Annotated in this window: 13 protein-coding genes; 12 read left to right on the top strand and 1 reads right to left on the bottom strand. The window is 39.1% G+C overall.

Annotated features, from left to right (window positions below):
• Positions 1–47: 47 nt before the first annotated feature.
• Positions 48–1,211 carry an ATP-binding protein gene (locus ACE1EF_RS07600; RefSeq protein ID WP_375720037.1) on the bottom strand — a complete coding sequence of 388 codons (1,164 nt, stop codon included), beginning with the start codon at positions 1,209–1,211 and terminating at the stop codon, positions 48–50.
• 135 nt (positions 1,212–1,346) lie between these two features.
• Here ACE1EF_RS07600 and ACE1EF_RS07605 point away from each other — a divergent pair, with 135 nt between their 5' ends.
• From ACE1EF_RS07605 to ACE1EF_RS07660, 12 genes are all read left to right on the top strand, one after another.
• Positions 1,347–2,054: an ABC transporter ATP-binding protein gene (locus ACE1EF_RS07605; protein WP_375720038.1), complete on the top strand. Its 708-nt coding sequence runs from the start codon at positions 1,347–1,349 to the stop codon at positions 2,052–2,054.
• Positions 2,055–2,144: 90 nt separating this feature from the next.
• The gene (locus tag ACE1EF_RS07610) at positions 2,145–4,451 is read left to right on the top strand and encodes an ABC transporter permease (protein ID WP_375720039.1); all 2,307 of its coding nucleotides are present in this window, start codon (positions 2,145–2,147) and stop codon (positions 4,449–4,451) included.
• A 119-nt stretch (positions 4,452–4,570) separates the two neighbouring features.
• Positions 4,571–6,895 (top strand): ABC transporter permease, encoded by a 2,325-nt coding sequence (locus ACE1EF_RS07615; RefSeq protein WP_375720040.1) that lies wholly within the window; start codon positions 4,571–4,573, stop codon positions 6,893–6,895.
• Positions 6,896–6,985: 90 nt separating this feature from the next.
• Positions 6,986–9,340 carry an ABC transporter permease gene (locus ACE1EF_RS07620; RefSeq protein WP_375720041.1) on the top strand — a complete coding sequence of 785 codons (2,355 nt, stop codon included), beginning with the start codon at positions 6,986–6,988 and terminating at the stop codon, positions 9,338–9,340.
• A 28-nt stretch (positions 9,341–9,368) separates the two neighbouring features.
• Positions 9,369–10,940 carry a DUF4933 domain-containing protein gene (locus ACE1EF_RS07625; RefSeq protein ID WP_375720042.1) on the top strand — a complete coding sequence of 524 codons (1,572 nt, stop codon included), beginning with the start codon at positions 9,369–9,371 and terminating at the stop codon, positions 10,938–10,940.
• 7 nt (positions 10,941–10,947) lie between these two features.
• A complete protein-coding gene (locus ACE1EF_RS07630; protein ID WP_375720043.1) occupies positions 10,948–12,486 on the top strand; it encodes a DUF4933 domain-containing protein in 1,539 nt (512 codons plus the stop codon).
• A gap of 10 nt (positions 12,487–12,496) precedes the next feature.
• Complete coding sequence (locus ACE1EF_RS07635) at positions 12,497–14,032, top strand: DUF4933 domain-containing protein (protein WP_375720044.1); 1,536 nt, start codon at positions 12,497–12,499, stop codon at positions 14,030–14,032.
• A 6-nt stretch (positions 14,033–14,038) separates the two neighbouring features.
• Positions 14,039–16,438 (top strand): ABC transporter permease, encoded by a 2,400-nt coding sequence (locus ACE1EF_RS07640; protein ID WP_375720045.1) that lies wholly within the window; start codon positions 14,039–14,041, stop codon positions 16,436–16,438.
• Between the two features lie 227 nt (positions 16,439–16,665).
• On the top strand, positions 16,666–19,131 hold the full coding sequence (locus ACE1EF_RS07645) for an ABC transporter permease (RefSeq protein WP_375720046.1): 2,466 nt from the start codon (positions 16,666–16,668) through the stop codon (positions 19,129–19,131).
• A complete protein-coding gene (locus ACE1EF_RS07650) occupies positions 19,124–19,384 on the top strand; it encodes a hypothetical protein (protein ID WP_375720047.1) in 261 nt (86 codons plus the stop codon). The genes ACE1EF_RS07645 and ACE1EF_RS07650 overlap by 8 nt, the downstream gene beginning before the upstream one ends.
• 197 nt (positions 19,385–19,581) lie before the next feature.
• A complete protein-coding gene (locus tag ACE1EF_RS07655) occupies positions 19,582–21,951 on the top strand; it encodes an ABC transporter permease (RefSeq protein ID WP_375720048.1) in 2,370 nt (789 codons plus the stop codon).
• A gap of 532 nt (positions 21,952–22,483) precedes the next feature.
• The gene (locus ACE1EF_RS07660; RefSeq protein WP_375720049.1) at positions 22,484–24,808 is read left to right on the top strand and encodes an ABC transporter permease; all 2,325 of its coding nucleotides are present in this window, start codon (positions 22,484–22,486) and stop codon (positions 24,806–24,808) included.
• Positions 24,809–24,816: the final 8 nt, after the last annotated feature.

Raw genomic sequence — 24,816 nt, forward strand, 5'->3', positions numbered from 1 at the left:
AAGCACTCAGGGCCTGACTTTTAAGTGAGACACTGAATAACAAATGGTTAAAATTTTGATAAATAATTATAAATAAAATCACTAAGGGAACATACCCTGATACGTTCTTTGATAAGATAATCATCAGAAGATGGTGTAATAACAAAATTCATTGGAGATTTCAGGTCCTCAAAAGCCTGAAAATTGCCTTTAGTCAGTTTCGGTGAATTAGAATACTTGATTTCTGCTGTTGCTATTACAGCAAGCCCACGTGTAAAAACCAAATCAACTTCTGTGCCCTGATGCGTACGATAAAAATAAATACCTGTACCATCTGGTCTAACAGCATATACCTGATTAAATACAAAGGCTTCCCAGGAATTGCCAATTACAGGATTTCCTGATAATGAAAAGAAATCTTTTATTCCCAGTAAATGGTGCAGTATTCCTGTATCGGTTAAATAAACCTTGGGTGTTTTTACCAGACGCTTAGAAATATTCCAGTGAAAGGGTTGGAGACTTTTTAGTAAAAAAGCATCTTCCAGAAAGTCTATATATCGCTTTACTGTTGGCGTTGTTATCCCAAGCGATTTTCCGATTGTTGTCGCATTTAGTAACTGGCCATTGAGATGAGCCATCATTGTCCACAAATCGCGGATTACCCTTGGAGAAGCACTAAGTCCAAGTTGCAGCAAATCCCTGTTAAGGTAGGTATCAATAAAGTTTTCCATCCATCGCTGACTCAGTTCTGGTTTTGGAGGGAAAAGCGCATTTGGAAATCCTCCTTTAATCCACAGATCATTTTGACTGACGGATTCTGCAACTTCGGTTAAATCAAAAGGGAACAGGCGATGATAAGCAATGCGACCGGCCAGAGACTCGGATGAATGCCGAATCAGTTCAGGCGAAGCAGACCCAAGTAAAAGAAAACGTGCCGGTTTGCGATCCTGATCTACCAGGCCTCTAATCAACGGATAAAGCTCCTTTTTATGCTGGACTTCATCTATGACGACAAGATGGTTGGAATGATTGGATAAGAATAACTCCGGATCATTCAGTTTAAACAAATCAGACTGAATTTCCAGATCAAGATAGATGCCTGGTTTTTCAACTTGATCCATAAGCTGCTTTGCCAGAGTAGTTTTTCCAACCTGCCGTGGACCAATAATCGAAACAACAGGGAAATAACTCAACGAATCAAGTATCTCACTTAATATTCTTCTGTTTATCATATCCTTAATAGTGTAATATTGATAGAATTACAAAAGTTATATTTAAATTTTCATGGTAAATATACTAATTTTTCCATGAAATTCTAAAATTGCATTTTAAATTTTCATGGATACATAGAAATTAACTTTAATAAAATGATACAACTTAACAAGCTTTACAAGTACTACGACAACAAGTTTCAACGCACGTTTGTGTTGAAAGACGTCTCATTGACCATTAACGAGGGCGAATTTTTAACCATTATGGGCCCCAGTGGAGCAGGCAAATCGACCCTGTTAAATATAATCGGCATGCTGGATCAACCCAGTGAAGGTGAATATTTCTTCCTGGATCAACCGGCACATACCCTGAAAGAAAAAAAGAAAGTGGAATTTCACCGGAATTATGTGGGCTTCATTTTTCAGGCCTTTCACCTGATTGATGAGATGACGGTTTATGAAAACATTGAAACACCCCTTATATATAAAGGTGTGAAGGCCAAAGAGCGGAAGGCCATGGTAGCCGATATGCTGGACCGGTTCAACATGGTGGCTAAAAAAGATCTGTTTCCGCAACAACTTTCAGGTGGACAACAACAACTGGTAGGCATTGCACGTGCCATTGTCGGAAAGCCCAAACTGCTGCTTGCCGATGAACCGACAGGAAACCTGCATTCCGAACAGGGAAGACAGATTATGGAATTACTGAAAAAACTGAACGAAGAAGATGGCATTACCATCATCCAGGTTACCCATAACGAAGACTTTGCCAACTATGGGAAACGCATTATCAGAATTGCTGACGGGATGATAAAAAGTGACGAAGCGGTGCCAAAAGAAACAATAATCGCAGGTGCAGAATAAAAGTCACGTTATATTAATCTGTTGTGTAACTGCCAACAGTTAAACGAAAATTGAAATAAAATAATTCATCCGGTTCATCCGGAACCAACTATGAAATACAGCCTTAAAATATTCCTTCGGACATTACAACGTAAAAAGGTGTTTTCCATTATTACCGTAGGAGGTTATGCCATAAGCATGGCAATTGTTTTTATCATCGTCTCATTTGTAATTCAGGAAGTCAGCACAGACAAAAGTTTCAGGAATGTCGACCGTATTTACAGAATTAAACAGGTAAACAATAATGCACAGGTACCGCAAACGTTACGAAATGATGTAAAAGAAACCATTCCTGAAGTACAAAAAATTTGCCTCTACAATGTTGGAGATATCACGTATAAAAAGGCTGGAGAACGACAAAAGATGAAAGTCATAAGTACAGATGACGATTTTATTAACATGTTTTCGTTTCGGTTTATCTACCAGTCAAAAGACCCAACACTATCGGTAAAAGAAAATATAATTCTTACAAAAACTTTGAGTGAAAAACTTTACGGATTGGAAAATCCGGTTGGAAAAACGATAGATCTCGGCGATCAGACGCCTTTAACAATTGTCGGCGTTGTAAATGATTTACCCCCTAATAGTTCGTTCGGCTTTGAGGCCCTGGTTAGTTCTGAAATGAGAATAGGCAGACATTACATCGGGTATAACCAGGAGCAACATGTAATGTATAAAGCTCTTATTATGTTATCTCCCGGTTCAAATCCTGAAAACGTTAATGAGCTGATTAAAAATAAACTGGAGCGATGGCAGGCCTTTAAAGATGAAAAACTATCCATCCAGTCTTTTCAACAGGTTTATTTTGACACAGAGACCCAAAATGATGGTTTAAATCATGCCAACAAAAGCATGATTTACCTGCTTTCTGTTATTGCCTTGCTCATTCTTTTTATGACCATTTTTAATTATGTGAATATGACTGTATCAGGTGGTCTGGAAAGGATGAAAGAAATCGGAATTAAAAGAACTTCCGGAGCCAGCAAAACGAATATATTCCGGCAGATTTTATCCGAATCCCTCTTTACAACATTGCTATCCATGATTATAGCTGTAATTCTGGCTATTATTCTGGCACCCCTGTTTGCATCGTTCATTAATATACACCTCGATTTTAACATACTTATTTCCCAACCGAGGGTGATTTTTTCTGGTGTCCTGCTGTTTTTACTCACAGGTATTATTGCAGGGATCTATCCTGCTACGGTTTTATCCAGAACTACACCATTAAAAAACCTGTCTAAAACAAAATTTTCAATCGATAACCGAAAGGGGTTGGTAATGGCTTTTCAGTTTGTGATTACATGTGCCCTTATCATGTCTCTTCTGGTTATACACAAACAACTGGAATTTATAAAAAATAAGGATCTGGGGTTTGATCAGGAGAAGATCCTGAAACTGCGTATTACAGGAATGCCACCACAGGACAGGGAATCTTTTAAAAATGAATTATCCAGGTTTCATAGTATTTCTGCAATTTCGTCTTCAACAGGTAGTCCAATGGACCTCACCGGAAGTACAAGCGGATCGTTTGATGTGAATGGTGAGCAGAAACAAATTAACAGCAAACAGTTTAGCATTGATCAGGATTTTATCCCAATGTTTAACATCAAAATTGTTCAAGGCAGAAATTTTATTGATTCAGATATTGATCATAATACACAGCTAATTAATGAACACCTTTTTAAAGCATTGGGATGGAACAATATTTCTGATAAAAAATTATTTGGGCGTAAGGTGGTTGGAGTTGTCAAAGATTTTAATTACGAAAATCTCTACACCGATATTGGCAACCTCATTCTTACAAAAGAACCCGGTATATATGCAAATCATTTAAATATTAAAATAAGTGGTGACATTGGCAGTACTATGGACTTTATAAAAAATACCTATAAAAAATTCAGTCCTGAAATTCCAATATCATATCAGTTTTATGACGACTGGATACAACGCATGTATGAAAGAGAAGAAAACCAGGCCAAAGCCATCAATCTGTTTACCATTATTGCGATAATAATTTCCTGCCTTGGTTTGATAGGATTAATTGAAGATGCAACAACCAAACGCATAAAAGAAATTGGTATCCGTAAAGTTAACGGAGCAGAGATTTCAGAGATTTTAGTTATGCTCAACAAAAGCTTTGTAAAATGGGTGGTCATTGCTTTTGTCATTGCCACACCCATTGCATGGTATGTCATGAACAAATGGCTCGAGAAGTTTGCATACAAAACAGCGCTGAGCTGGTGGATATTTGCGTTGGCCGGAGTAATGGCATTAGGAATTGCTTTAATAACCGTGTCGTTCCGGTCTTGGAATGCGGCAACCAGAAATCCTGTCGAAGCACTTCGATATGAGTAACGAGAAGTGCGGAGATCCCGATGTATTGTTTGTAATCCCGATTGCAAAACATATCGGGACACAAAACAAACAATCGGGATTGAGGCATTGAGGTATGAATAATTATAACTGAATCAGAAATGAACAACCTGATAAAACTGGTCATAAGATCCCTTTTAAGGCAAAAACGCTTTTTGATATTTTCTGTTGTCAGCCTGTCGCTATGTCTTGCCCTGGTGATTCTGACATCGGCCTATTATGCCTATGAACAAAGCTCTGATAAATATCAGACAAACTATGACCGAATTTACAGGTTGGTCAATACACCAAAAAAGCAGGTCAGGCTCGATGATCAGTATTATAACACCCTTGGTACAACAGTAAGCGGCGTTGATAAAGCCTGCCGGGTTAACATTTTTGGGTCTATGCTATCAACAGAAGATGGTGTTGTTCAACGTATTCGTCACCTGGTTATCGCGGATTCAACTTTTTTTGATCTCTTCGATTATAATATCATGACAGGGTCAACGCAACATTTGATTGATGCTCCCAATAAAATTGTCTTATCCGAATCACTGGCTGAAAAACTGTTTGGAGAGGAAAATCCACTGGGGAAGCCGGTCAGGCTAAATATGGTTACAACGGCTTATGTTTCCGGAGTTTTTGAGGATATTAAAGCAAAATCGCATTTTAAATCAGATGCCATAGTATCACTTTATACAGATAAATTGCCCTGGAGCGGAGGAAATTTTGGCAACCAGAACGGAAGCTGGAAGGTTAAACTCTTCAGTTATTATGTTTTACTGAATAAAAATGCAGATCCTTCCAGTGTGACCGCTCAGATAAAATCAACGTACCGGTTTCCATGGTACAGTTTTACGCCCAATATTGAGATGCAACCCCTCGCCGATATTTTTTCCAACACTGATTTCAGGGATGAACACTTCAACCATTTTAATCACCCTCTTTTTAGCCTGTTGTTATCCATTACGTTAATCGTAATACTTATCGCTGGTATAAACTATGTCAATCTAAACTTGTCTAATCTGAATGCTGAATCGAAAATGGTGAGCATTCTTAAAGTAAACGGAGCACACCGAAAAAACATGTTCAGATATTACACTGTTTCTGGTAGTTTGGTGATCAGCTTATCTTTTGGCATTGCCATTGTTTTATCGCTTATACTGCTGCCATTTTTTAACCAGCTCGTTGGTTCTGAAATACAACTGAACATCCTGACGCACGTATCGTATATGCTTCCTTTTATGGGTGTATTATTGGTTCTGTTTTTTACGATTGGGTTATACCCGGCCTGGTTATTTTCAGGTATTAATCCTGTCAGCCTGTTACAGAAAAAGCTGTCCGGCAGAATGCGCTTAAGCTCGTTTTCAAGAATTTTGTTAGTGTTTCAGTTTGCAGCAGCAATTGCCCTCATTGCTTCTGTCTCGATGATTTTCAAACAAATAAATTTCATGAAAAATAAAAATCCGGGGTTCGAGACCAGCTATCTTATCAAACAGAATTTGCACTATTCCATAGATAATCCACAAACAATAAAAACGTATGCGGCTGAATTGCAACGCATCCCGGGAGTTGAGAATCTGACATTATCGGATGGCGTTCCAATGGGAATTCATTCTTACAGCGACCAGGAAATTAATGGCCATGATGTAAAATACAATGACATTGATTGCGATACATCCTTTTTTACAGTGTTAGATCTGAAACTGATTGCCGGCAGAAATTTTTTACATGGTGACAAAAAGGTTTGTATTGTAACCGAAAAACTTGCCAGAGAATGCGGTTACGAGAACCCAATTCATAAAAAGATTCACGATTATGAAATCGTAGGGCTCATTGCTGATTTCAACAGTCAGTCGATGCATCAGGAGATTGACGGTGTAAAATTCAGTCCGTTGGGTAATTATATTTCAAATGCTTCCCTTCGGATTGACGGTACAAATATTCCACAAACCATTGCTTCAATTGAAAAAACATGGAAGAAATTTTTCCCGGCATACCCTTTTAATTACCAGTTTTATGATGATATAATTGCGCAGCAGTACAACAAAGAACAAAAGCTGGCAGATTCCATCAGTATCATAGCCGGTCTGGCCCTGTTTTTATGTTGCCTTGGTTTGTTGGGACTGGTTTTAAATATGGTAGAAAACCGGATAAAGGAAATCGGTATCCGTAAAGTAAACGGCGCAAAAATTTCAGAGATACTGGCTATGCTTAACAAAGACTTTGTAAAATGGGTAGTGATCGCCTTTGTAATTGCCACACCCATTGCATGGTACGTCATGAATAAGTGGCTCGAAAATTTTGCATATAAAACCACTTTAAGCTGGTGGATATTTGCCCTGGCCGGATTACTGGCACTGGGAATTGCGTTGATCACGGTAAGCTGGCAAAGCTGGAAAGCAGCAACGAGAAATCCGGTTGAGGCATTGAGGTATGAGTGACCCCCGAATTATCGGGGCCGATGGTGAAGCGTATCGGGATCGAAGCACTTCGATATGAGTAACTATTAAAACGCCTTAAATTGAAGAATAATGATGAAAAGTATCAAACTGGCACTGCGCACATTACTTCACAATAAAACGCTTGCAATTATTAACATTGCCGGATTATCTGTTGCGTTTACGGTTTCCGTTTTAATCCTTCTGTTTGTGAATCACCACTATTCTTTTGATAAAAATGTGAAGCACAGTGACCGGAGTTACAGAATTATTACGGGCCTCAACGAGGGTTCAATCTGGGCATGTACTTTTGCGACATTCGATAAGGTATTAAGCGAAAATCCTGCTGTTGAGAGGTCAACTGTATTTTATAAAAATGATGAGGAATTTGATGTCGGTGCAGAGAAAAAAACGTTCAGAATATCCAATCCGGTTTATGCGGATACAGGTTTCATGTCTTATTTTCAGATTCCGGTAAAAGAGGGTAACACTGCGGATCTGGCACTTCCCAATACTGTTTTAATTAATGAATTAACCGCAGAGGCTCTGTTTGGCAGCGCAGATGCTATAGGCAAAACAATAGACATCACCTATCTTAATGGAAGAACAACTGAAAACAGAACAGCCACCATCGTTGGCATTCTGGATAAAAACAGTCAAAACTCACATTTACAGTATGATCTGATCCACTCTAAAAGAGGATTTTATGAACAGACCATTTCCCGTCTTGAACGATCGAAAGTATATGGTGCATATGCCTATCTGACACTGGTTCCTGGTGTATCTGACACTGAGTTTGAACGGCAATTACCTGAAATGGTAACTCCCCTCCTGAAAGATGCCCACGGACCACCTGTTGAGGCATTTTCGATGCAGCTTCAGCCGCTTGGTGACATTCATTTTAATCCTGAACTGATACGGGACATATCACCTGCTGTAAAACAATCTCAGCTTAACACACTTCTGATAGTCGGAATACTTTTATTCATAACAGTGGTCCTTAATTTTCTTATCACGAATATTGCCCACTCTCAATTCAGGGAAAAGCGAACTCAAATTTTACATTTTCTGGGTAGCGGCAGATTATCGCAAATAAAGAGCCTGATGTCGGAAGTTCTGCTACTGGTCACTCCTGCTGTAGTGATCACTTTATCAGTTATTCAACTCTTCAAATCAGAAATCGGTCATCACTACTTCAATGGCTGGGTACCTCATACCTTTACAGCGACATTCTGGATATTTTTACTTCTGCTGGCACTTCTGGTCATTTTGGTTTCAATATTTACGACTTCAGGCAGACCTGTGCGACAACGTAAAAACGGAGCCAATAAAAAGGTAATCCCACTTATTGTATTTCAGTTTATTGTGGTCATTGGAATTGCCGGATTTGGAATGCTCCTGAACAAACAGATCAATTTCATTCATACAAAAGATCTGGGTTATTCTCCTGAAAATGTCATGATTTTCAGGGCTCCGGTTGGAACGACTACCAATATTCGTGTATTTAAAGAAAAGGCAAAGTCAGTATCCGGTATTCTGGCTGTTGGAAGTGCCATGCATTATCCGGGTTTTCGGCTGCAGGATACCAATCTCGGAACATCTGAAGATAATTATTCTGTGAAATTTGCAATGATAAATCCGGATGCACTACCTGTCCTTGGCATCAAAACAATTGATACATTTAATGTAAGTACCGGTACAAATTTCTTTATTAACAGGACACTGTATAATAAACTGGCAAAAAATTATACCCAAGATGAGATCCAAGCAGGGAGTTTTAAAAAAGACGAAGAACCTAATGAATCAAAAGTTCCCTTTCATGTTAATGGGGTCATTAACGATATTAACTATGAGTCGCTTTACAACCCGGTTGGTAATTTTGCATTTTTTGTGAATTCGGATGAAGCGACCAATTACCGGTTTTTACTGGTCAGGTATAATCAGAAGAACACCGCAGCTGTCGCATCGCAACTAAAGAGCATTTCAAAATCTGTTTACCATACCAGTATTGATCCGGTTTTCCTGGACAAAGAATTAAATGCCGCCTATCAGTCAGAAGAACAGCTTCTTTCTGTCACCAAACTCTTTATTGTACTAACCATCATTATCGCAATTATGGGACTGTTTGCGTTTTCGCTCTATTCCATTCAACAACGCACCAAAGAAATTGGCATCCGAAAGGTTAATGGCGCCAGGATCGCAGAAGTGATGGTCCTGCTCAATACAAAATATATCAAATGGATTTTGGTTGCATTTTGTATTGCCCTTCCAATTCTATGGTATGCCATGCATAAATGGCTCGAAAATTTTGCTTATAAAACAGACCTCAGTTGGTGGATTTTTGTCCTGCCCGGGTTGCTCGCAGTAGGGATTGCATTATTAACTGTAAGTTGGCAAAGCTGGAAGGCAGCGACAAGAAATCCCGTAGATAGTCTGAGATATGAATAAAAAAGCAGCAAAATAAAATACCCTGATTATGAAAAGATATTGGTATACCGTTATGCAGAATTTATCAAGCCTTTTGCTGATTATAATGGTTCTGAGTATAACGGTCTCCTGTAACCGGAATAAACTTAAAGTAAACGAAAAGGCGCTGGCACAAACCATCCGTACCGAAGAGGAACAAAAGGTATACGAAGCAGAGCAACGAAAACAGCAGGAGAAAGAATTAGCCGATTCCCTGGCAAAACTGCCAAAAGGATTTCAGTTTAAGGAAGAAAGAGATGTTGACCCCAATTATCCTCCTCTTGTAATAGATATCGCCAACAGTCTAGACAGCATTAAAGAATTCAGCCTTTCCGATGTAGCATCTTCCATTGAATATATCCGGATGGAACCGGTTCCCGATTCCACATTACTTACCAATATGAAATACAAATATTACATGATGGACAAATACATTGTTGCCACCAATTTGTATGGCATATTTCTTTTCTCTAAAGATGGCCGCTTTATCCGAACCATCGTAAAAAATCAAATGAGTGGCCTTTCCTACGATGAAAAGCAGGACCGTGTTCACACTCTATGGAGTAATTACATGAAGATAGGCGGAGGAACTGATTTGTGGGCCCGGGGAGATGATCTGTTTTATCACTATCTCAATACTACTACGGGGCAAAGCTATATCATGGAATACAACTGTTCCGATGATAAACCATTAAAAGATTTGGAATACGATATTGAGGAGCCTGATAAAATTAGGGGAGCCGGAAAAGTCTCGGTAGATTTTAACTTCGGCAGAACACCACAACCTCCTCGGTTTGCCAGCCATGGAGCAATGAGCCGGACAGCATATTCTTTATATAGCAGTTCGGGACTTTTTACAACTGACCGCAATGTTTACGTACACCGCTCCGGTGGAATGGCTATGTTAGTAGTAAGAAACAGCAAAACAGGAGATCTGATTACGTCTTTTACCAAAAATGAACGCGTTGAAAACTATACAAAAACGGTAGGCAGAGGAACCGATGGAGGAACCTGGTACGAAAAAAACGGAAATCTGTTTTATCGCACGAATTTCAACGATACGGTTTTTCAATTGATTCCTCCCAATCGTTTGCTGCCGGTTTATGTTTTAAATCTTGAGGATTATAAACTCACGATGCTACAAGGTAAAGATCCCGGCTTTAATCTGAAAGGGAAGATTATTCCTTATGATTTTGCCGATGCCAAAGACTATTTGTTCTTAACCTTTTCAAAAGACAGCTACGATTGCCCCAACGCACGCAGAAGTAAAGGCTTGAAGCTCTATCATGCCATATATAATAAAAAAATGAAGAAGCTATTTATTGTTAAAGGTGACCCTACAGACTATGATGCACCCATCCTTTACAACGATATTGATGGAGGTCTCCCGGTTTGGCCGGATAATATTATGGTTGGCCGGAATGGAGAATTTATGGTCTCGTTAAATGGTTCTGAAATAAATGCCCATGTAAAATCCCCTTTGTTTTTACAATCCAAAGCCACAGAAAGTAAAAAAGAAAGGTTACGACAACTTTCCGAAAAAGTCGGTGATGAGGATCAAATTCTAATGCTCGTGAAATAAACCTGATATGATGAAAATACAAAATCTTATATTTTTGATTGTTGTCTTTATATTAACATCAGGTTGCAATCGCAACAAACTTAAAACTGATGAAAAATCACTGGTTCAAACTATCCGTACCGAAGAAGAACAACTGGCTTACGAGCAGCAACTTAGAGAAGAACATGAAAAACTATTGGCAGATTCTTTAGCTAAACTTCCCAAAGGGTTTCGGTTTAAAGAAGATCGAGGTGTTGATCCTGATCATCCACCCGTTGTTATTGATTTTACCCAAAAGATTCCGGTTAAAAAATTTAATTTAAGTGAAATAGCCACAGAAGTAAAATACATTCGACTTAGCATCCCTGACGATTCTTTGTACTTTTCACCGCACATGGGAGGAAATGTTGGTTTCACCAACGACGATATTATTCTTTATAACAATTTTGGGGTGCATCGATTTTCAAAAACCGGAGCATACATCGAACCTATTGCCAATAGTAATATAAGATCACGCGAATTAAGCGGTCAAAAACTTTTCGGATATTTCAACAAAGAAAGCTATCGTGGCATATGGGGAAACCATGTGTCTGTTGCAGGGAACAGGGTGTTGTACAAATTTACTGATTATCCGAATGAAAAAGTCACCCTTTTTAGTTATGAGTTAAGCACAGCAAGCCCAACACTTCAATTTCCCAAAGTTGAAGAGAGAACTGATGACGGTTCATTCACTAAAGGCGAGACCATTGCTATGGGCAAAGAAGGTTATCGAAGTGGTACTCCAGGATTATCTTCCACTCAGATTTTGGGAATTTCATCTAATTTTTATGCCGGGGTAAATTCCCATCTTAGTGCATCCGAGAATGGTTGTATGCTGGCAACCTTTAATTTGCAGGGAGATACCTTGTGCAAATTTACTCAGTTCAACAAGCTGGAACGCCCGGTAACGAGTACATTAATCCGATCGGTTCCGTCAATACTAAACTGGGAATACAAAGGTATGTTTTCATTCAAAAAGAGTTTTAACGATACCATTTTTCGGCTCATTCCGCCTAACCGCATGGTACCCGTTTATGTATTTAATTTGGGCTCGTATAAAATTACCGATGAAGACTGGTATCAAACCAATCTTGGATTAAAGAATAAAATTATGATTCGGTCGATTCTGGAGACTAAAAAATATGTATTTCTAAGTTATATATATTATAATCAGAATGGTGAGCACGAAAACTATAAAGCTATTTATAGTAAAAAAACTAAAGAATTAACACAATTGGCACTCACTGAAGAAACTTTTACTGAAAAAAATCAGGGAGCTGCCCCACCCAATCAGGCAAATAAGCCTACCCTTCTGCTGCAAAATGATATTGATAGAGGTCTTCCGTTTTGGCCCTCTTTTACAACTCCACAGTGTGACATGGGAATGCTTGTATATCCTGGGTATTTTAAAAGTTATCTGGAAAAAACAGAAATCGATGAAACAAATGAAAAAGCTGTAAAGCTTAAACAGTTTGTAAAAACTTTAAACTCTGATACGAACGAACGATTAATAATGCTTGTGAAATAAACCTTATACGATGAAAATACAAAACCTTATATTTTTGATAGTTGTCTTTATTTTAGCATCAGGTTGTAAGCGCAACAAACTAAAAACCGATGAAAAATCACTGGCTCAAACTATCCGTACTGAAGAAGAACAACTGGCTTACGAGCAGCAACTTAAAGAAGAACATGAAAAACAATTGGCCGATTCTTTAGCTAAACTTCCCAAAGGATTTCGGTTTAAAGAAGACCGAAGTGTTGATCCACGTATCCCTCCCAAAATAATTGATATTGCAGGCAACCTGCATAATTTCAAATCTTTTAAGCTATCTGATTTTGCCTCTGAAATTGAATATGTCCGCATCGAACAACCCGATTCCTCCTTCCACCCGCAAATGAAATTCCATTATCTAATGCTGGACAATTATATTGTTGCCTCAAACCTTTACGGGATAGTTCTATATTCGAAACAAGGTGAACTTATTTCAAATGTAATATCCAATAAGATAACCGGCGTACACTATAATCCCGAAAAAAGTGTGGTAACTTCAAGCGGGACAGGTACCCATATTGGATCAGGGAGTAGCCTCTGGCATGAAGGGAATAAACTGTACTATACGTATGTAAATAGCTACACGGGACAGCGATACATTATGGGATTAGACTGCAATAATTTACCGGTTACTACACCATCAGGTTTTAATCCTGAAAAATCTGGTTCAATAATAGGCTTAGGCAAAGTAGAACTTGACCTTAACCACGGCCGGATACCTCCGATGGGTTCTAAAAAGAATACTTCCACTGATTTGCTTGATTTTAGAAGCATGGTAAATTCAATGAGAACATTTGCTCTGAACAAGAACACTTATTTTTATCCTCTACGTGGTAAAAACATGCTTGCAATATTTAACAGCCGGGGAGATACGCTTGCAACATTTACCAAATACGAGCAGGTGAAGAATTACACAAAAACATTAACGAGGGGTGTTGACAGGGGATTTCATTATCAAAAAAATGGGAAACATTACCTTCGCACTGATTATAACGATACAGTTTTTCAAATCCTGCCGCCTAACCGATTATTGCCCGTTTACGTTTTTAACCTCGGCAAACACAAAATAGATAAACAACAAGGTATTGATCCGGGAGTAAGTCTGGAAGGTAAAATTATTCCGAATGGATTTGCGGAATTTAACAACCATATTTTTATTGAATTTTTAAAAGATAATTATGATTGCAGCAATAATCGTAAAAATAAACTTGTAAAACAGTATTATGGTGTGTTTAACATTTTCACTTACAAATTCGAGTTAGTACAGGCAGACTCGCTGGATTACTCCGCGAATATTTTAGAAAATGATATTGATGGTGGATTTCCGGTATGGCCGACAACTTATAATTCAGACAATGGTAACGAGATGCTGATTCCCCTTTTCGGCTGGGAACTCAAACAACACATAAAATCCAATAATTTTATAAACTCAAATGCCCCTGAAGGGAAGAAAGCTGTTCTTAAAAAGCTTTCAGAAGCTGTGGCTGATAATGATAGAATACTTGTGGTTATAAAATAAACCGAAATGAAACAACTAAAAATAGCATTCCGCAATTTTAAAAAGAAACCAGCCTTTACCATCATTACGTTTAGTGGTTTTATGTTAGGAATTATGGCCAGTCTGCTTATTTATCTCTGGGTTCATAACGAACTGAACTACGATAAATTTCATGAAGATTACAGCCGCATCTACCGGGTATTGACCCTGACCAAAAAGGCTGACAAAATTGTAAAAACTCCGGGAAGCTATCGTCCTTTGGCTCAAACCTTAAAAAACGACTTTCCTCAAATAGAATATGCTACCTATATCTCTTACAGTTCCGAAACATCACCCTTGCAATTAGAAGGAAGCGATCATAAAATTGAAGCAGAAATGAGCTGGTCGGGTGGCGATTTCTTTAAAATATTTACCGGTTTCAGTTTTATAGAAGGAAATGCCGAAACTGCCTTCTCCGATCCTTCGAATATTGTTATTTCCGAAACCCTGGCCCACAAATTATTTGGTAATGAAATTGCTATTGGAAGTACTGTGATTTCAGATAAATACAGTTGGACAGATGTCTATAAAATTGGTGGCGTTGTCCGTATTCCACATAACAGCACCATCAATTTTGACTACATGGCATCAGAAAATAATTCTCGTTTTGCTCATCTCGGTAACGATTGGCGTGACAAGGGATATAACCGTACATATATAAAACTGGCTAAAAATGCGATTATCGACGAGCCTTTTTTATCGCGAATATCAAACCAGGTGAGCAGGTATTCACGGCTAACAGATAAACTCATGTTCCAACCGCTGGCCGATATCCACCTGTATTCTGATTATGACAGGAATAGATTAGACCAAAATATGAGCAGCATTAAATATGTATGGCTATTTTCAGGACTGGCATTATTAATACTGTTTATGGCCATATTTAATTTTTCCGTGCTGTCTGTTGCAAGAGCTTCTGAACGTACCACTGAAATCGGCATTAAAAAAGTAAATGGAGCCGGAAAAGCTCATTTTATACAACAGTTCATAGGCGAATCAGTATTACAGACCTTTGCGGCTGCAGTTTTGGGGTTTATATTACTTTGGTTATTGCTCCCTGCGTTTAACCAGTTTACAGGGAAAAACATTCACCTTATTTTTTCCTACCAACTTGTTTTTAACTTATTACTGCTCATTCTGGGAACGGGCATTCTTGCAGGTCTCTATCCTTCATTTGTCCTCTCTTCTTTAAACCCAAACCGTATTTTACAAAAAGGGAGTGTAACAGGATCACCTAACCGGATCCTGAAAATACTGGTAACCACTCAGTTTGTTATTGCTATTGCTTTTGTCTCTTCCACTACTGTTTTCATCAAGCAAATTAATTTCATTCAGCAACGGGATACAGGGATAAATCACGATAACATTGTTGTGGTTCCAACAGGATTGTGGTACGGTAACGGAGCATTTAAAGATGAGTTGATGAGGAACCCAAATATTCTTGGTGTGAGTGCAAGTGTATATGCACCAATTGATTTCAAGTGGCTGTCTTCCTTTCCGTTGAACCAGATGGGCAGAACCGACAGTCTTCATGCTTCCCTGTTCTGGGTGGATGAAGATTTTGCCAAAACTTACAACCTGCAGATTGTAAAAGGACATTTTCTGGATATGGACTTTAGTGCATACTGGAAAGAATGGCAAAAATCCAATTCAAACAAGAATAATAGTGATGCACCAACTGTATCTTTTCCTGTTGTTATTAACGAGAAGGCTGAAGAAGCTTTAGGTATTGATGATCCTATCGGGCAACGCCTTGGTAATTACGTCATTGTAGGAGTAGTGAAAGATTTCAACTTTCGAACAGCTTATCATTCCATCGAGCCCATCATCCTCACTAATGATCCTCAGAATATTATGACGATGAACATTAAAATATCGCCGTATAATAAAGTTGAAACCTTAAAATATATTCGGGACACTTACCGAAAATATAAAGGAAACCGGGAGTTCAGCTATCAGTTTTTCGATGATATGCTTACCAAAGAATATCAACAGGAAGTTTTCATGAAAAATATAAGCATGTTGTTTACGATTCTCGCTATTGTCATCTCAGCACTTGGAATTTTGGGCATTTCGATGTATTCTATAGAACGCAGAACCAAAGAAATCGGTATCCGTAAGGTTAATGGTGCCACAATATCGGAAGTACTTGTCTTGCTGAATGCGGGTTTTATAAAATGGATAGCCGTAGCCTTTCTGGTCGCCACTCCAATCGCCTGGTATGCTATGCATAAATGGCTTGTAAACTTTGCTTATCAAACACCTGTAAGCTGGTGGATATTTGCTCTGGCCGGTTTACTGGCCCTGGGTATTGCATTACTGACGGTATCATTTCAAAGTTGGAAAGCAGCAACGAAAAATCCCGTAGATAGTCTGAAATATGAATAAATCACCCCAAACCCCTAAAGGGGCTTATGGGAACGTACATTGAACTATATATGTGAAGAAAATGAAAGTTAATTGCAAAATAGAAGATCAGCCAATCGGAGATACAAAAAAGTCCCCTTCAGGGGATTTAGGGGTGAAGATAGCTGAAGTTTAAACATCGGGGATTTAGGGTATCGCAATACGAAAATTAACAAAATAAAATAAAGTCAAAATATATTATTACAGATATGAAGCTTTACTTTTTAGCCGTTTTACGCCGGTTTAAACAGAACAAACTAACACCGGGAATTTCAATCCTGGGTCTGACCATCGGATTTACGGTGTTTCTGTTTATTTTTTCCTGGATAGAATCAGAAAAAAGCTATGACCGCTTCTGGGAAGACGCCGGAAATATGTATCGTGTGGAACTGATGCAAAAGTCAAACGGAGATATTATTCAAAATACTGCTCGAAACTACAATGGTGTGGGTCCGGTATTAATGAATGCCCTCCCTGAAATTGCGGCAGCAACACATCTTGATAAAGATATCATTACGGTTTTTACACCGGAAGCCAGCGTGCAAAATATCAACATGTTTTTTACAGACTCCATGTTTTTTAAAGTCTTCCCGCGCCATTTAACAGGGGATAACACCGATCAGCTTTTTAACGATATTCATTATGCAGCCATTAGCCTATCGCTGGCGAGCCGTTTGTTTGGCGATCAGGATCCGGTTAATAAAACATTCAAACTGAATGAAGGCTGGGAGTTTATTGTTAATTCTGTTTTTGATGATGTGCCGGAAAACAGCCATATAAAATTCGACCTGATCCTGCAAAGAAAAGCGCTGCTGTATTACATGCGAAACTTCGATTACGCAACCGGGCAGCTTGATAACAGCAATATCGCTTCATTTGCCGACCGTGATCCGTATTCAAGGGGCCAGTGGAACGGACGAAGAGGCTATACTTATATTCGTTTGAAAAACGGCAGTATGATACAATCTGTAGAAGATAAATATGCTAAAGCCATCTCTCCCTGCATCAGTCATTTCGCAGAAAATAATGAGGAAGTTACGTTTGAGTTCAAACCGGTAAAAAGCATTCATCTGGACTCAAAAAAAGAAAACGAAATGTTTGCCAACGGAAGCCATATCAAAGTCATTGCCTTTCTTTTAATTGCAATTTTGCTCATCATTACATCTGTACTGAATTACATCAACCTGTCTGTGGCTTCGGCCATAAATATGAGAAGCTCCCAAAATATTCATTCCATATTAGGTGCAAAAAAACTTCACTTTTTTTACGGGTCAGCCATTGAATCCTTTATGATTTTTGTGTTGGCCGGAACCGTCAGTTTTACACTCAGCTTTTTAATTCTGAGAAACGGGAGCGGTATTTTCGGTTTTGACATTCTTCCGACCAACTGGTGGATGTTGCTAAAATGGTGTACGTTGCTAACTGTTTCCGGCACATTACTGTCATCCGTCTATCCACTTATATTTTCAGGAAAAAGAACTACCACTGTAATCAGGGGCACAAAGCAATCCAACAACAAAAAGTCCCCACTCTCCATAACAACGCTGGTGGTATTCCAGTTTATCGTTTCCATATTCCTGATTATCGGGACTCTTACCATATACCGCCAACTCCTGTTTATGCAGCAAAGCGAAACCGGAATGAAGATGGAACAAACACTGGTATCATTCAGCCCCATGACAATGATCAAGAAACCCAATGAGCGCATGAACCTTGAAACCTTCCGAAACGAAGTGCAGAAGATACAGGGTGTTACCGGTTTTACAACGGCTGAGATCAAGGCGGGCGAAGACTACAAACGATCCAGTAATAATATTTACCTGAGCGGACAGGATCAACACAAAAAACAATTTGCGGTTGCGCACATCGATTATGATTATTTTGATTTCTTCGCAGTCCCACTTCTGGAGGGCAAAAGGTACAGTACCGCTTTCCAGGAAGATGGCGATGAAGTGATTCTGAACGAAACGGCATGTAAACAGCTTGGTCTGAAACCATCAGAAGCCATCAATAAAACATTGTTTGCTGAAAACCGTAACAACCGGATTATTGGCGTTGTAAAAGACCATCATCACCTGTCCTTAAAAGATGCCATTCAACCTGTGGTTTTCTTTAACAGTATTCGGTGGAACCGGACTGTTGGTTATTATTTCATTAAGATTTCACCGCAGGATAGGCCCGAAACCATTGCCGGCATTACTGCATTGTGGGAGCAATTATACCCAGAAGAAAAATTCCACTATACGTTTCTTGATGATACCTTTAATGCAGCCTACACCGCAGACAACAATTTTGGAAAAGTGTATTTGTTTCTTTCGCTGCTCACCATTGCCGTTGCAGCCATGGGATTGTTTGCTCTGGCTTTGTTTGCGTCAAAACAACGGATTAAGGAAATCGGCATCCGCAAAGTAAACGGTGCTAAAGTATATGAAATATTAGCCATGCTGAATAAAGATTTTGTGAAATGGGTCATCGTTGCCTTTATTGTTGCCACTCCTGTGGCCTGGTACGTGATGCACTCTTGGCTAGAAAACTTTGCCTACAAAACAGAGCTTAGCTGGTGGATTTTTGCACTGGCAGGTATCCTGGCGCTGGGGATTGCAATACTGACTGTGTCGTTTCAGTCGTGGAGAGCTGCTACCAAAAATCCTGTAGATAGCCTGAGATATGAATAAAAGCAACAGAAACCCATCAAATAGAAACTTATATGAAAACAACCTTTCTCCGGTTCCTGAACCGGATGCCTGGTTCCATGCAACAATTCTTATCCGTTTTCCCCTGGTAAAGGTTTTTGTTAACAATGCTAACGAACCTTCGCTTGTAGTAAATCAAATATCCGGCAGGGAAACGGGATGGGTTGGTTTTTGGGTTGGAAACGGATCGGATGGAAATTTCAGAAATCTGACAATAACTTTTGAACCTGAATAAGGTCATAATAATTGTGTTAAAGTGTCACTTCTTTTTCGTGGATCACTGACAAATATTTGGACAATCCGCGTCAAATTACTTGACGATTCTGAAAAACACCATTCTTTAACATCCTGTAATTATGCGAATTACATAAAGGGCATTCTTTTTGGTTTATAAAACATATCAATACTAACCAATCATCAAACCCGGAGCAGATGTTTAAAAATGAATTCATCATTACGATACGCAGTTTATGGAAGTACAAGCGTTATTCCCTGATCAATATTCTGGGACTCGCTATTGGCCTGGCCTGTTTTCTGATCATCAGCATGTGGGTGCAGGATGAACTTTCTTTCGACACCTTTCACAAAAATGCGGATCAGATTTATATTGTATTACGGAAAGATAATAAAGGCCTGAGTGGCGCCACATCGCAGCGTTTGGCTGCCGGCACAAAAAGTGCGCTTCCGGAAGTGATCAATGCCACTTCTTATTCTCCTCTTCCTGAGTCGTTAAAACCCTTGTTAAAGTATCAGAATAATGGATATTCGGAGCACATTGCGTTAACCGATCCTGAGTTTTTTAAAATTTTCTCATTCCCGTTTATCGAAGGTGACCCGGAACATGTTTTTGATGATCCGAATTCAATTATTCTGACTCAACGAATGTGTCAGAAATATTTTGGAGATCAGGACCCATTGGGGAAAAGCATTGAATTAACGTTTTTGGGTCAGAAGAGCTTGATGCGTGTAAGCGGGATTTTAAAGAATATTCCTGCAAACACCAATTTTAAGAGAGAATTCTTTATCCCAATCGATTTTATAAAAATGTATGGCGTAAATTGGGATAACTGGAAAAACCAGTCTCCTGAAACGTATATTCAGGTACAGGGAAAGATAGATGAGACCGAACTGGCGTCCAAAATTACTGCATACAAGCAGGCGAATTACAAGGAGGAAGGAGTGAGCTATTCTCTGCTTCCTTTAAAGAAAATTCACCTCCACACCTCACATGTTAGTTTCTTTAATTCTACCGGCGATATAAAATACGTGTACATTTTCAGTATCATAGCAGCGATCATTTTATTAATGGCCTGCATGAATTATATCAACCTTTCCAATGCACTTTCCTTAAAGCGTGCAAAAGAGATCGGGATAAAAAAAGTAGCAGGCGCCGGACGCAAACGCCTGGTAATTCAATACTTTGGCGAAACACTGATTCTTACATTCGTTGCATTGGGCATCGCTTTGATTCTGGTAAAACTGATGTTGCCGACACTCAACAGTGTTGCAGCCAAATCACTGATTATAAGTGTAACAAACTCCGGTTTTTTGCTCACAATAGTCTCTGCAGTTTTAATTACCGGTATCATTTCTGGTTTGTACCCAGCGGTGTTTATGTCTTCTTTTCAGCCGGTAAAAATATTAAAGGGCAAGTTTGATGGAGGAACCAAAAGTCTGAGTTTGCGAAAAGCTTTGATCATTTTTCAGTTCACTTTATCCATCATCATTATTATCAGCACTATTACTGTGCTAAGCCAGTTAAAATTTATACAAAATGCAAAACTTGGTTTCGATAAAGAAAATATAGCGTGTATAAAAATTAAGGGTGATATCCAGAAGAACTATGAGGCTTTTAAAAACACGTTGCTTCAGAATACCGAAATTCAAAGCATATGCAGATCCGAACCACTCAATGCAGCCGCATTAGGAAAAACAGAAGGAATAGACTGGCCTGGGAAGGAGGGAAAATTCAGTGTTTGGGTTCTGAACGTAGATAATGATTTTCAGTCGACCTACAAGATTGACATGGCAGCCGGTCGCTTTTTTTCTGACCAGCATCCGTCGGATGAAACAGCTGCGTATGTATTAAATGAAACTGCAGTACATCAAATGGGATTGGAAAATCCCTTGGGAACTGAAATAACATTCTGGGGTCGCAAAGGAAAAATTATTGGAATCGCACGCGATTTTAACTTTAATTCGTTGCACCATGCCATTGAACCAACCATAATGCGCATTCCTTCAGACAAAGAAGCAGGCATATATTTCAGATCTGTTTCCATCAGACTGAAACCTAATTCATTGCCTCAAAGTATGACCTTTGTAAAAGAGACCTGGAGGAGATTTTATCCCAATGAACCCATGGAGTATTATTTCTTTGATCAGGACCTAAACTCCAGCTATATCAGTGAATTTCGTATGGGTTCGCTCTTTAAATACTTCTCCTTTCTGGCCATATTCATTGCCTGCCTTGGATTGTATGGACTAACGGCCTTCTCCATTGAACAGCACTTTAAAGAAATAGGTGTCCATAAAGTTTTGGGAGCCACCATGTCAAATATCATTTTAGTTTTTTCCAGAAACTATTTAAAATGGATTCTTGTGGCTAATATCATTGCTTGGCCACTGGCATATTATGCCATGAAGCAATGGTTACAGAATTTTGCATACCGCATTTCGCCTGGGATATGGCCTTTTATTTTTTCGGGAGCCATCGTTTTTACGGTTGCACTCATTACCATTGGCTGGCTGGCTATGCGGGCAGCAACAAAAAATCCTGTTGAGGCGTTGCGATACGAATAGTGAGATTTTACCCCATCCCGATAATTATCGGGACTAAAGGGGCTTATGGCATTGAGTATTGAACAGGATTTGTGAAGAACGTGAGTGTTAATCATTGTTGTCCGGCTAAAAATCATTATAACTTAAAGATTCTTCGCTTCATTTTACTACGCTCAGAATGACAGTCCTCCAGCCCAACAGCCAGCAAATGCCTGTCATTCCGAGTGTAGCGAGGAATCTCTGAAGCTTTAACAGGACAACAGTGATTTTTAATTACAAATAGGCAGTAAGCGAACCATAGATAAGATTAATCCCCTTCAGGGCTACCAAGCTTAGGGGTAGGGGTGGAAAACTGACAAAAGTTTAGAAATTGGAAAAATAGTCAGGGCCTCTCTTATAGGGAGACCCTAACTTGACAAATAATCATACACCTTTTGTTAATAATTTTGACATTCCGGATTATTCTTAAATTTGTATACTCCTGGTATAATGCCACTTAAGCAAAAGGCACGTTGTTTGAGTTTTAAAAAACAACATTTTAAAAGAAGAGCTTATGTTACGCTTTAAAATAAAACTGGCCTTCAGAAATCTCCTGAAAAATAAATTATACTCCCTATTGATCATTGGTGGGTTTTCCATTGGATTTACCGCCTGTATCCTAATCGGTTTATACTACAATGCCGAACACAATGTAAACGCAAATTTTCCAGGCTATAAAAACATCTACCGCGTATACGACGTAAATCGGGATAGGTTCAATCTGGATTATAAGCTTTACCCTATTCTGGCACAACATTATTCCCAGGTGGAGGCCGTATGCCCAATGGAATATTCATCCGGCTTTCCTATTACCATTAAGGATACTGAAAGCAATGCATATACACGTGTGGATCAAATTATTAGTACTACGAACAGCTTTTTCAGTATATTCTCCATCGATATATTGCAGCGCTCATCCGACCTGCCCTTTAATACAATCAATTCGTTGGCTATCTCAGAATCTATGGCTAAAAGAATGTATGGAGACCAGAACCCACTCGGAAGAACCATAAAACATGAAAGGTTCACAGGTGTGATTTCTGCTGTTATAAAAGATATACCTGAGAATTCAAGTTTTAAGGCCGAACTGCTTCTGAACTGTGAAAATAAGGCTTTTCAAATTTCACAGGAATGTGCAGATGGAAAATGTATCTATCCGACCAACCTGATTGTTAAGTTAAATCAAACAGCTGATGCGGATGAATTTACTCAAACCTTAAATAGTACTATTGATGACTATAATGCCAATACGGAAAGCCTGGCTCTTCAGAATTTATCAGACATCTATTTGTCTCCTCTGAGCGCTAAAGATGCACACAGCAAAGGAAATTCCAGGATGCTGATCGTATTTCTTTCCATTGCTATACTGATACTGATCCTGTCAAGCATCAATTATCTGAATTATACCATCTCGGTTCAGTATGCGAAGTTCAGGGAGATTGGAATTAATAAAACAAGCGGAGCAGGCCGGAAAGAACTTTTGCTGGACTCTCTGATTGAAGTTTCGATGGGAATAATTATTTCATTGGCATTGGCTTTTTTGTTTACCTTTCTTTTAATGCCTTATACAAACGTATTTTTTGGCCGGGAAATTCTTCCTTCAGATATTAACTTCTCCCAGATAATTCCTGTTTTTCTGGGCTTACTGGCAGGTATTGTGGTCATAAACAGTCTTGCCCCCATTTACGTCATTTCCCGTTTTAGTATAACTGAGTTCTTATCCGGATCACGCAAAAAAACCGGAAAAATGTTTGGAAAACAGGTTATGCTGACCTTCCAGTTGGCTGTATCAATAGCATTGATAACAGGCGCGATAATGATCTTTAAGCAGCTAAATTATGTAAAAAATTACGACCTGGGATTCAATGAAAAACATCTCGTCAGGCTTGAATTACCTTACCAATACGAACATCAGGATTTGATTCGGGAATCGATGACCAGGCTCCCCTTTGTTACCGATGCCACCCTGAGTGACGGACATCCGGGCTGGATAAAACTCAGAATGGGAAGTGGGGATGACCAAAAACCATTTTTAATGAATTGCGTCCACGTTTCAGACGACTTTCTTCAAACGATGGATATCCATTTAAAGGAAGGCAGAAACTTCCTTCCCGGGGACAAAAAGAAGGCGTGCATGATGAATGAAGCCGCCATAAAAGCATACGGTTGGGAAAACATAGAGAATAAAAAATACAACTATGGAGATGGGTATGATGTCGTCGGTGTTGTTGATAATTTTAATGTAGTATCGCTTTACGCTGCAGTTCAACCACTAATGTTAATGTATGACCCGGATTACAGATTCGGTTCGCTCTCGTTAAGACTGGCTCCGGGAAATACAGGCCAGCAAATGGCACAGATAAAGCAGGTTTGGAAAACGCTTTTAAAGGACGTTCCAATGGAATTTTCATTTTACGATGTTCAGTTTGAAGCGATGTATAAAAAAGATGATAAGCTGGCTCAATCCGTTACATTTTTTTCTCTGGTGGCCATTATCTTAACCTGTATGGGAATTCTGGGACAGATTTTCCTTATCAGCCTGAACCGGACCAAAGAAATCGGGGTGAGAAAGGTAAACGGCGCCAAAATTTCTGAAATAATGATCCTCCTGAACAAAGACCTATTGCTATGGGTAACACTGGCATTTGTTATTGCAAGTCCAATAGCGTGGTATTTTATCCACAAATGGCTCGAAAACTTTGCCTACAAAACAAACCTGAGTTGGTGGTTTTTTGCCCTGTCCGGGTTACTGGCCTTGGGAATTGCATTGTTGACCGTAAGCTGGCAAAGCTGGAAAGCAGCTACGAGGAATCCGGTTGAGGCACTCAGGTATGAATAATTAAAGAC

Origin of the sequence: Quyinboa sediminis (assembly GCF_042219855.1) — a bacterium.
In the GTDB taxonomy this organism is placed as follows: Bacteria; Bacteroidota; Bacteroidia; order Bacteroidales; family UBA5342; genus JBHJHP01.

What these genes read in the sequence shown, in the direction of transcription:
- ACE1EF_RS07600 (WP_375720037.1), bottom strand. Translation starts at nt 1,211, where the DNA reads ATGATAAACAGAAGAATATTAAGTGAGATACTTGATTCGTTGAGTTAT.
- ACE1EF_RS07630 (WP_375720043.1), top strand. Translation starts at nt 10,948, where the DNA reads ATGATGAAAATACAAAATCTTATATTTTTGATTGTTGTCTTTATATTA.
- ACE1EF_RS07605 (WP_375720038.1), top strand. Translation starts at nt 1,347, where the DNA reads ATGATACAACTTAACAAGCTTTACAAGTACTACGACAACAAGTTTCAA.
- ACE1EF_RS07615 (WP_375720040.1), top strand. Translation starts at nt 4,571, where the DNA reads ATGAACAACCTGATAAAACTGGTCATAAGATCCCTTTTAAGGCAAAAA.
- ACE1EF_RS07635 (WP_375720044.1), top strand. Translation starts at nt 12,497, where the DNA reads ATGAAAATACAAAACCTTATATTTTTGATAGTTGTCTTTATTTTAGCA.
- ACE1EF_RS07650 (WP_375720047.1), top strand. Translation starts at nt 19,124, where the DNA reads ATGAATAAAAGCAACAGAAACCCATCAAATAGAAACTTATATGAAAAC.
- ACE1EF_RS07640 (WP_375720045.1), top strand. Translation starts at nt 14,039, where the DNA reads ATGAAACAACTAAAAATAGCATTCCGCAATTTTAAAAAGAAACCAGCC.
- ACE1EF_RS07660 (WP_375720049.1), top strand. Translation starts at nt 22,484, where the DNA reads ATGTTACGCTTTAAAATAAAACTGGCCTTCAGAAATCTCCTGAAAAAT.
- ACE1EF_RS07610 (WP_375720039.1), top strand. Translation starts at nt 2,145, where the DNA reads ATGAAATACAGCCTTAAAATATTCCTTCGGACATTACAACGTAAAAAG.
- ACE1EF_RS07625 (WP_375720042.1), top strand. Translation starts at nt 9,369, where the DNA reads ATGAAAAGATATTGGTATACCGTTATGCAGAATTTATCAAGCCTTTTG.
- ACE1EF_RS07655 (WP_375720048.1), top strand. Translation starts at nt 19,582, where the DNA reads ATGTTTAAAAATGAATTCATCATTACGATACGCAGTTTATGGAAGTAC.
- ACE1EF_RS07620 (WP_375720041.1), top strand. Translation starts at nt 6,986, where the DNA reads ATGATGAAAAGTATCAAACTGGCACTGCGCACATTACTTCACAATAAA.
- ACE1EF_RS07645 (WP_375720046.1), top strand. Translation starts at nt 16,666, where the DNA reads ATGAAGCTTTACTTTTTAGCCGTTTTACGCCGGTTTAAACAGAACAAA.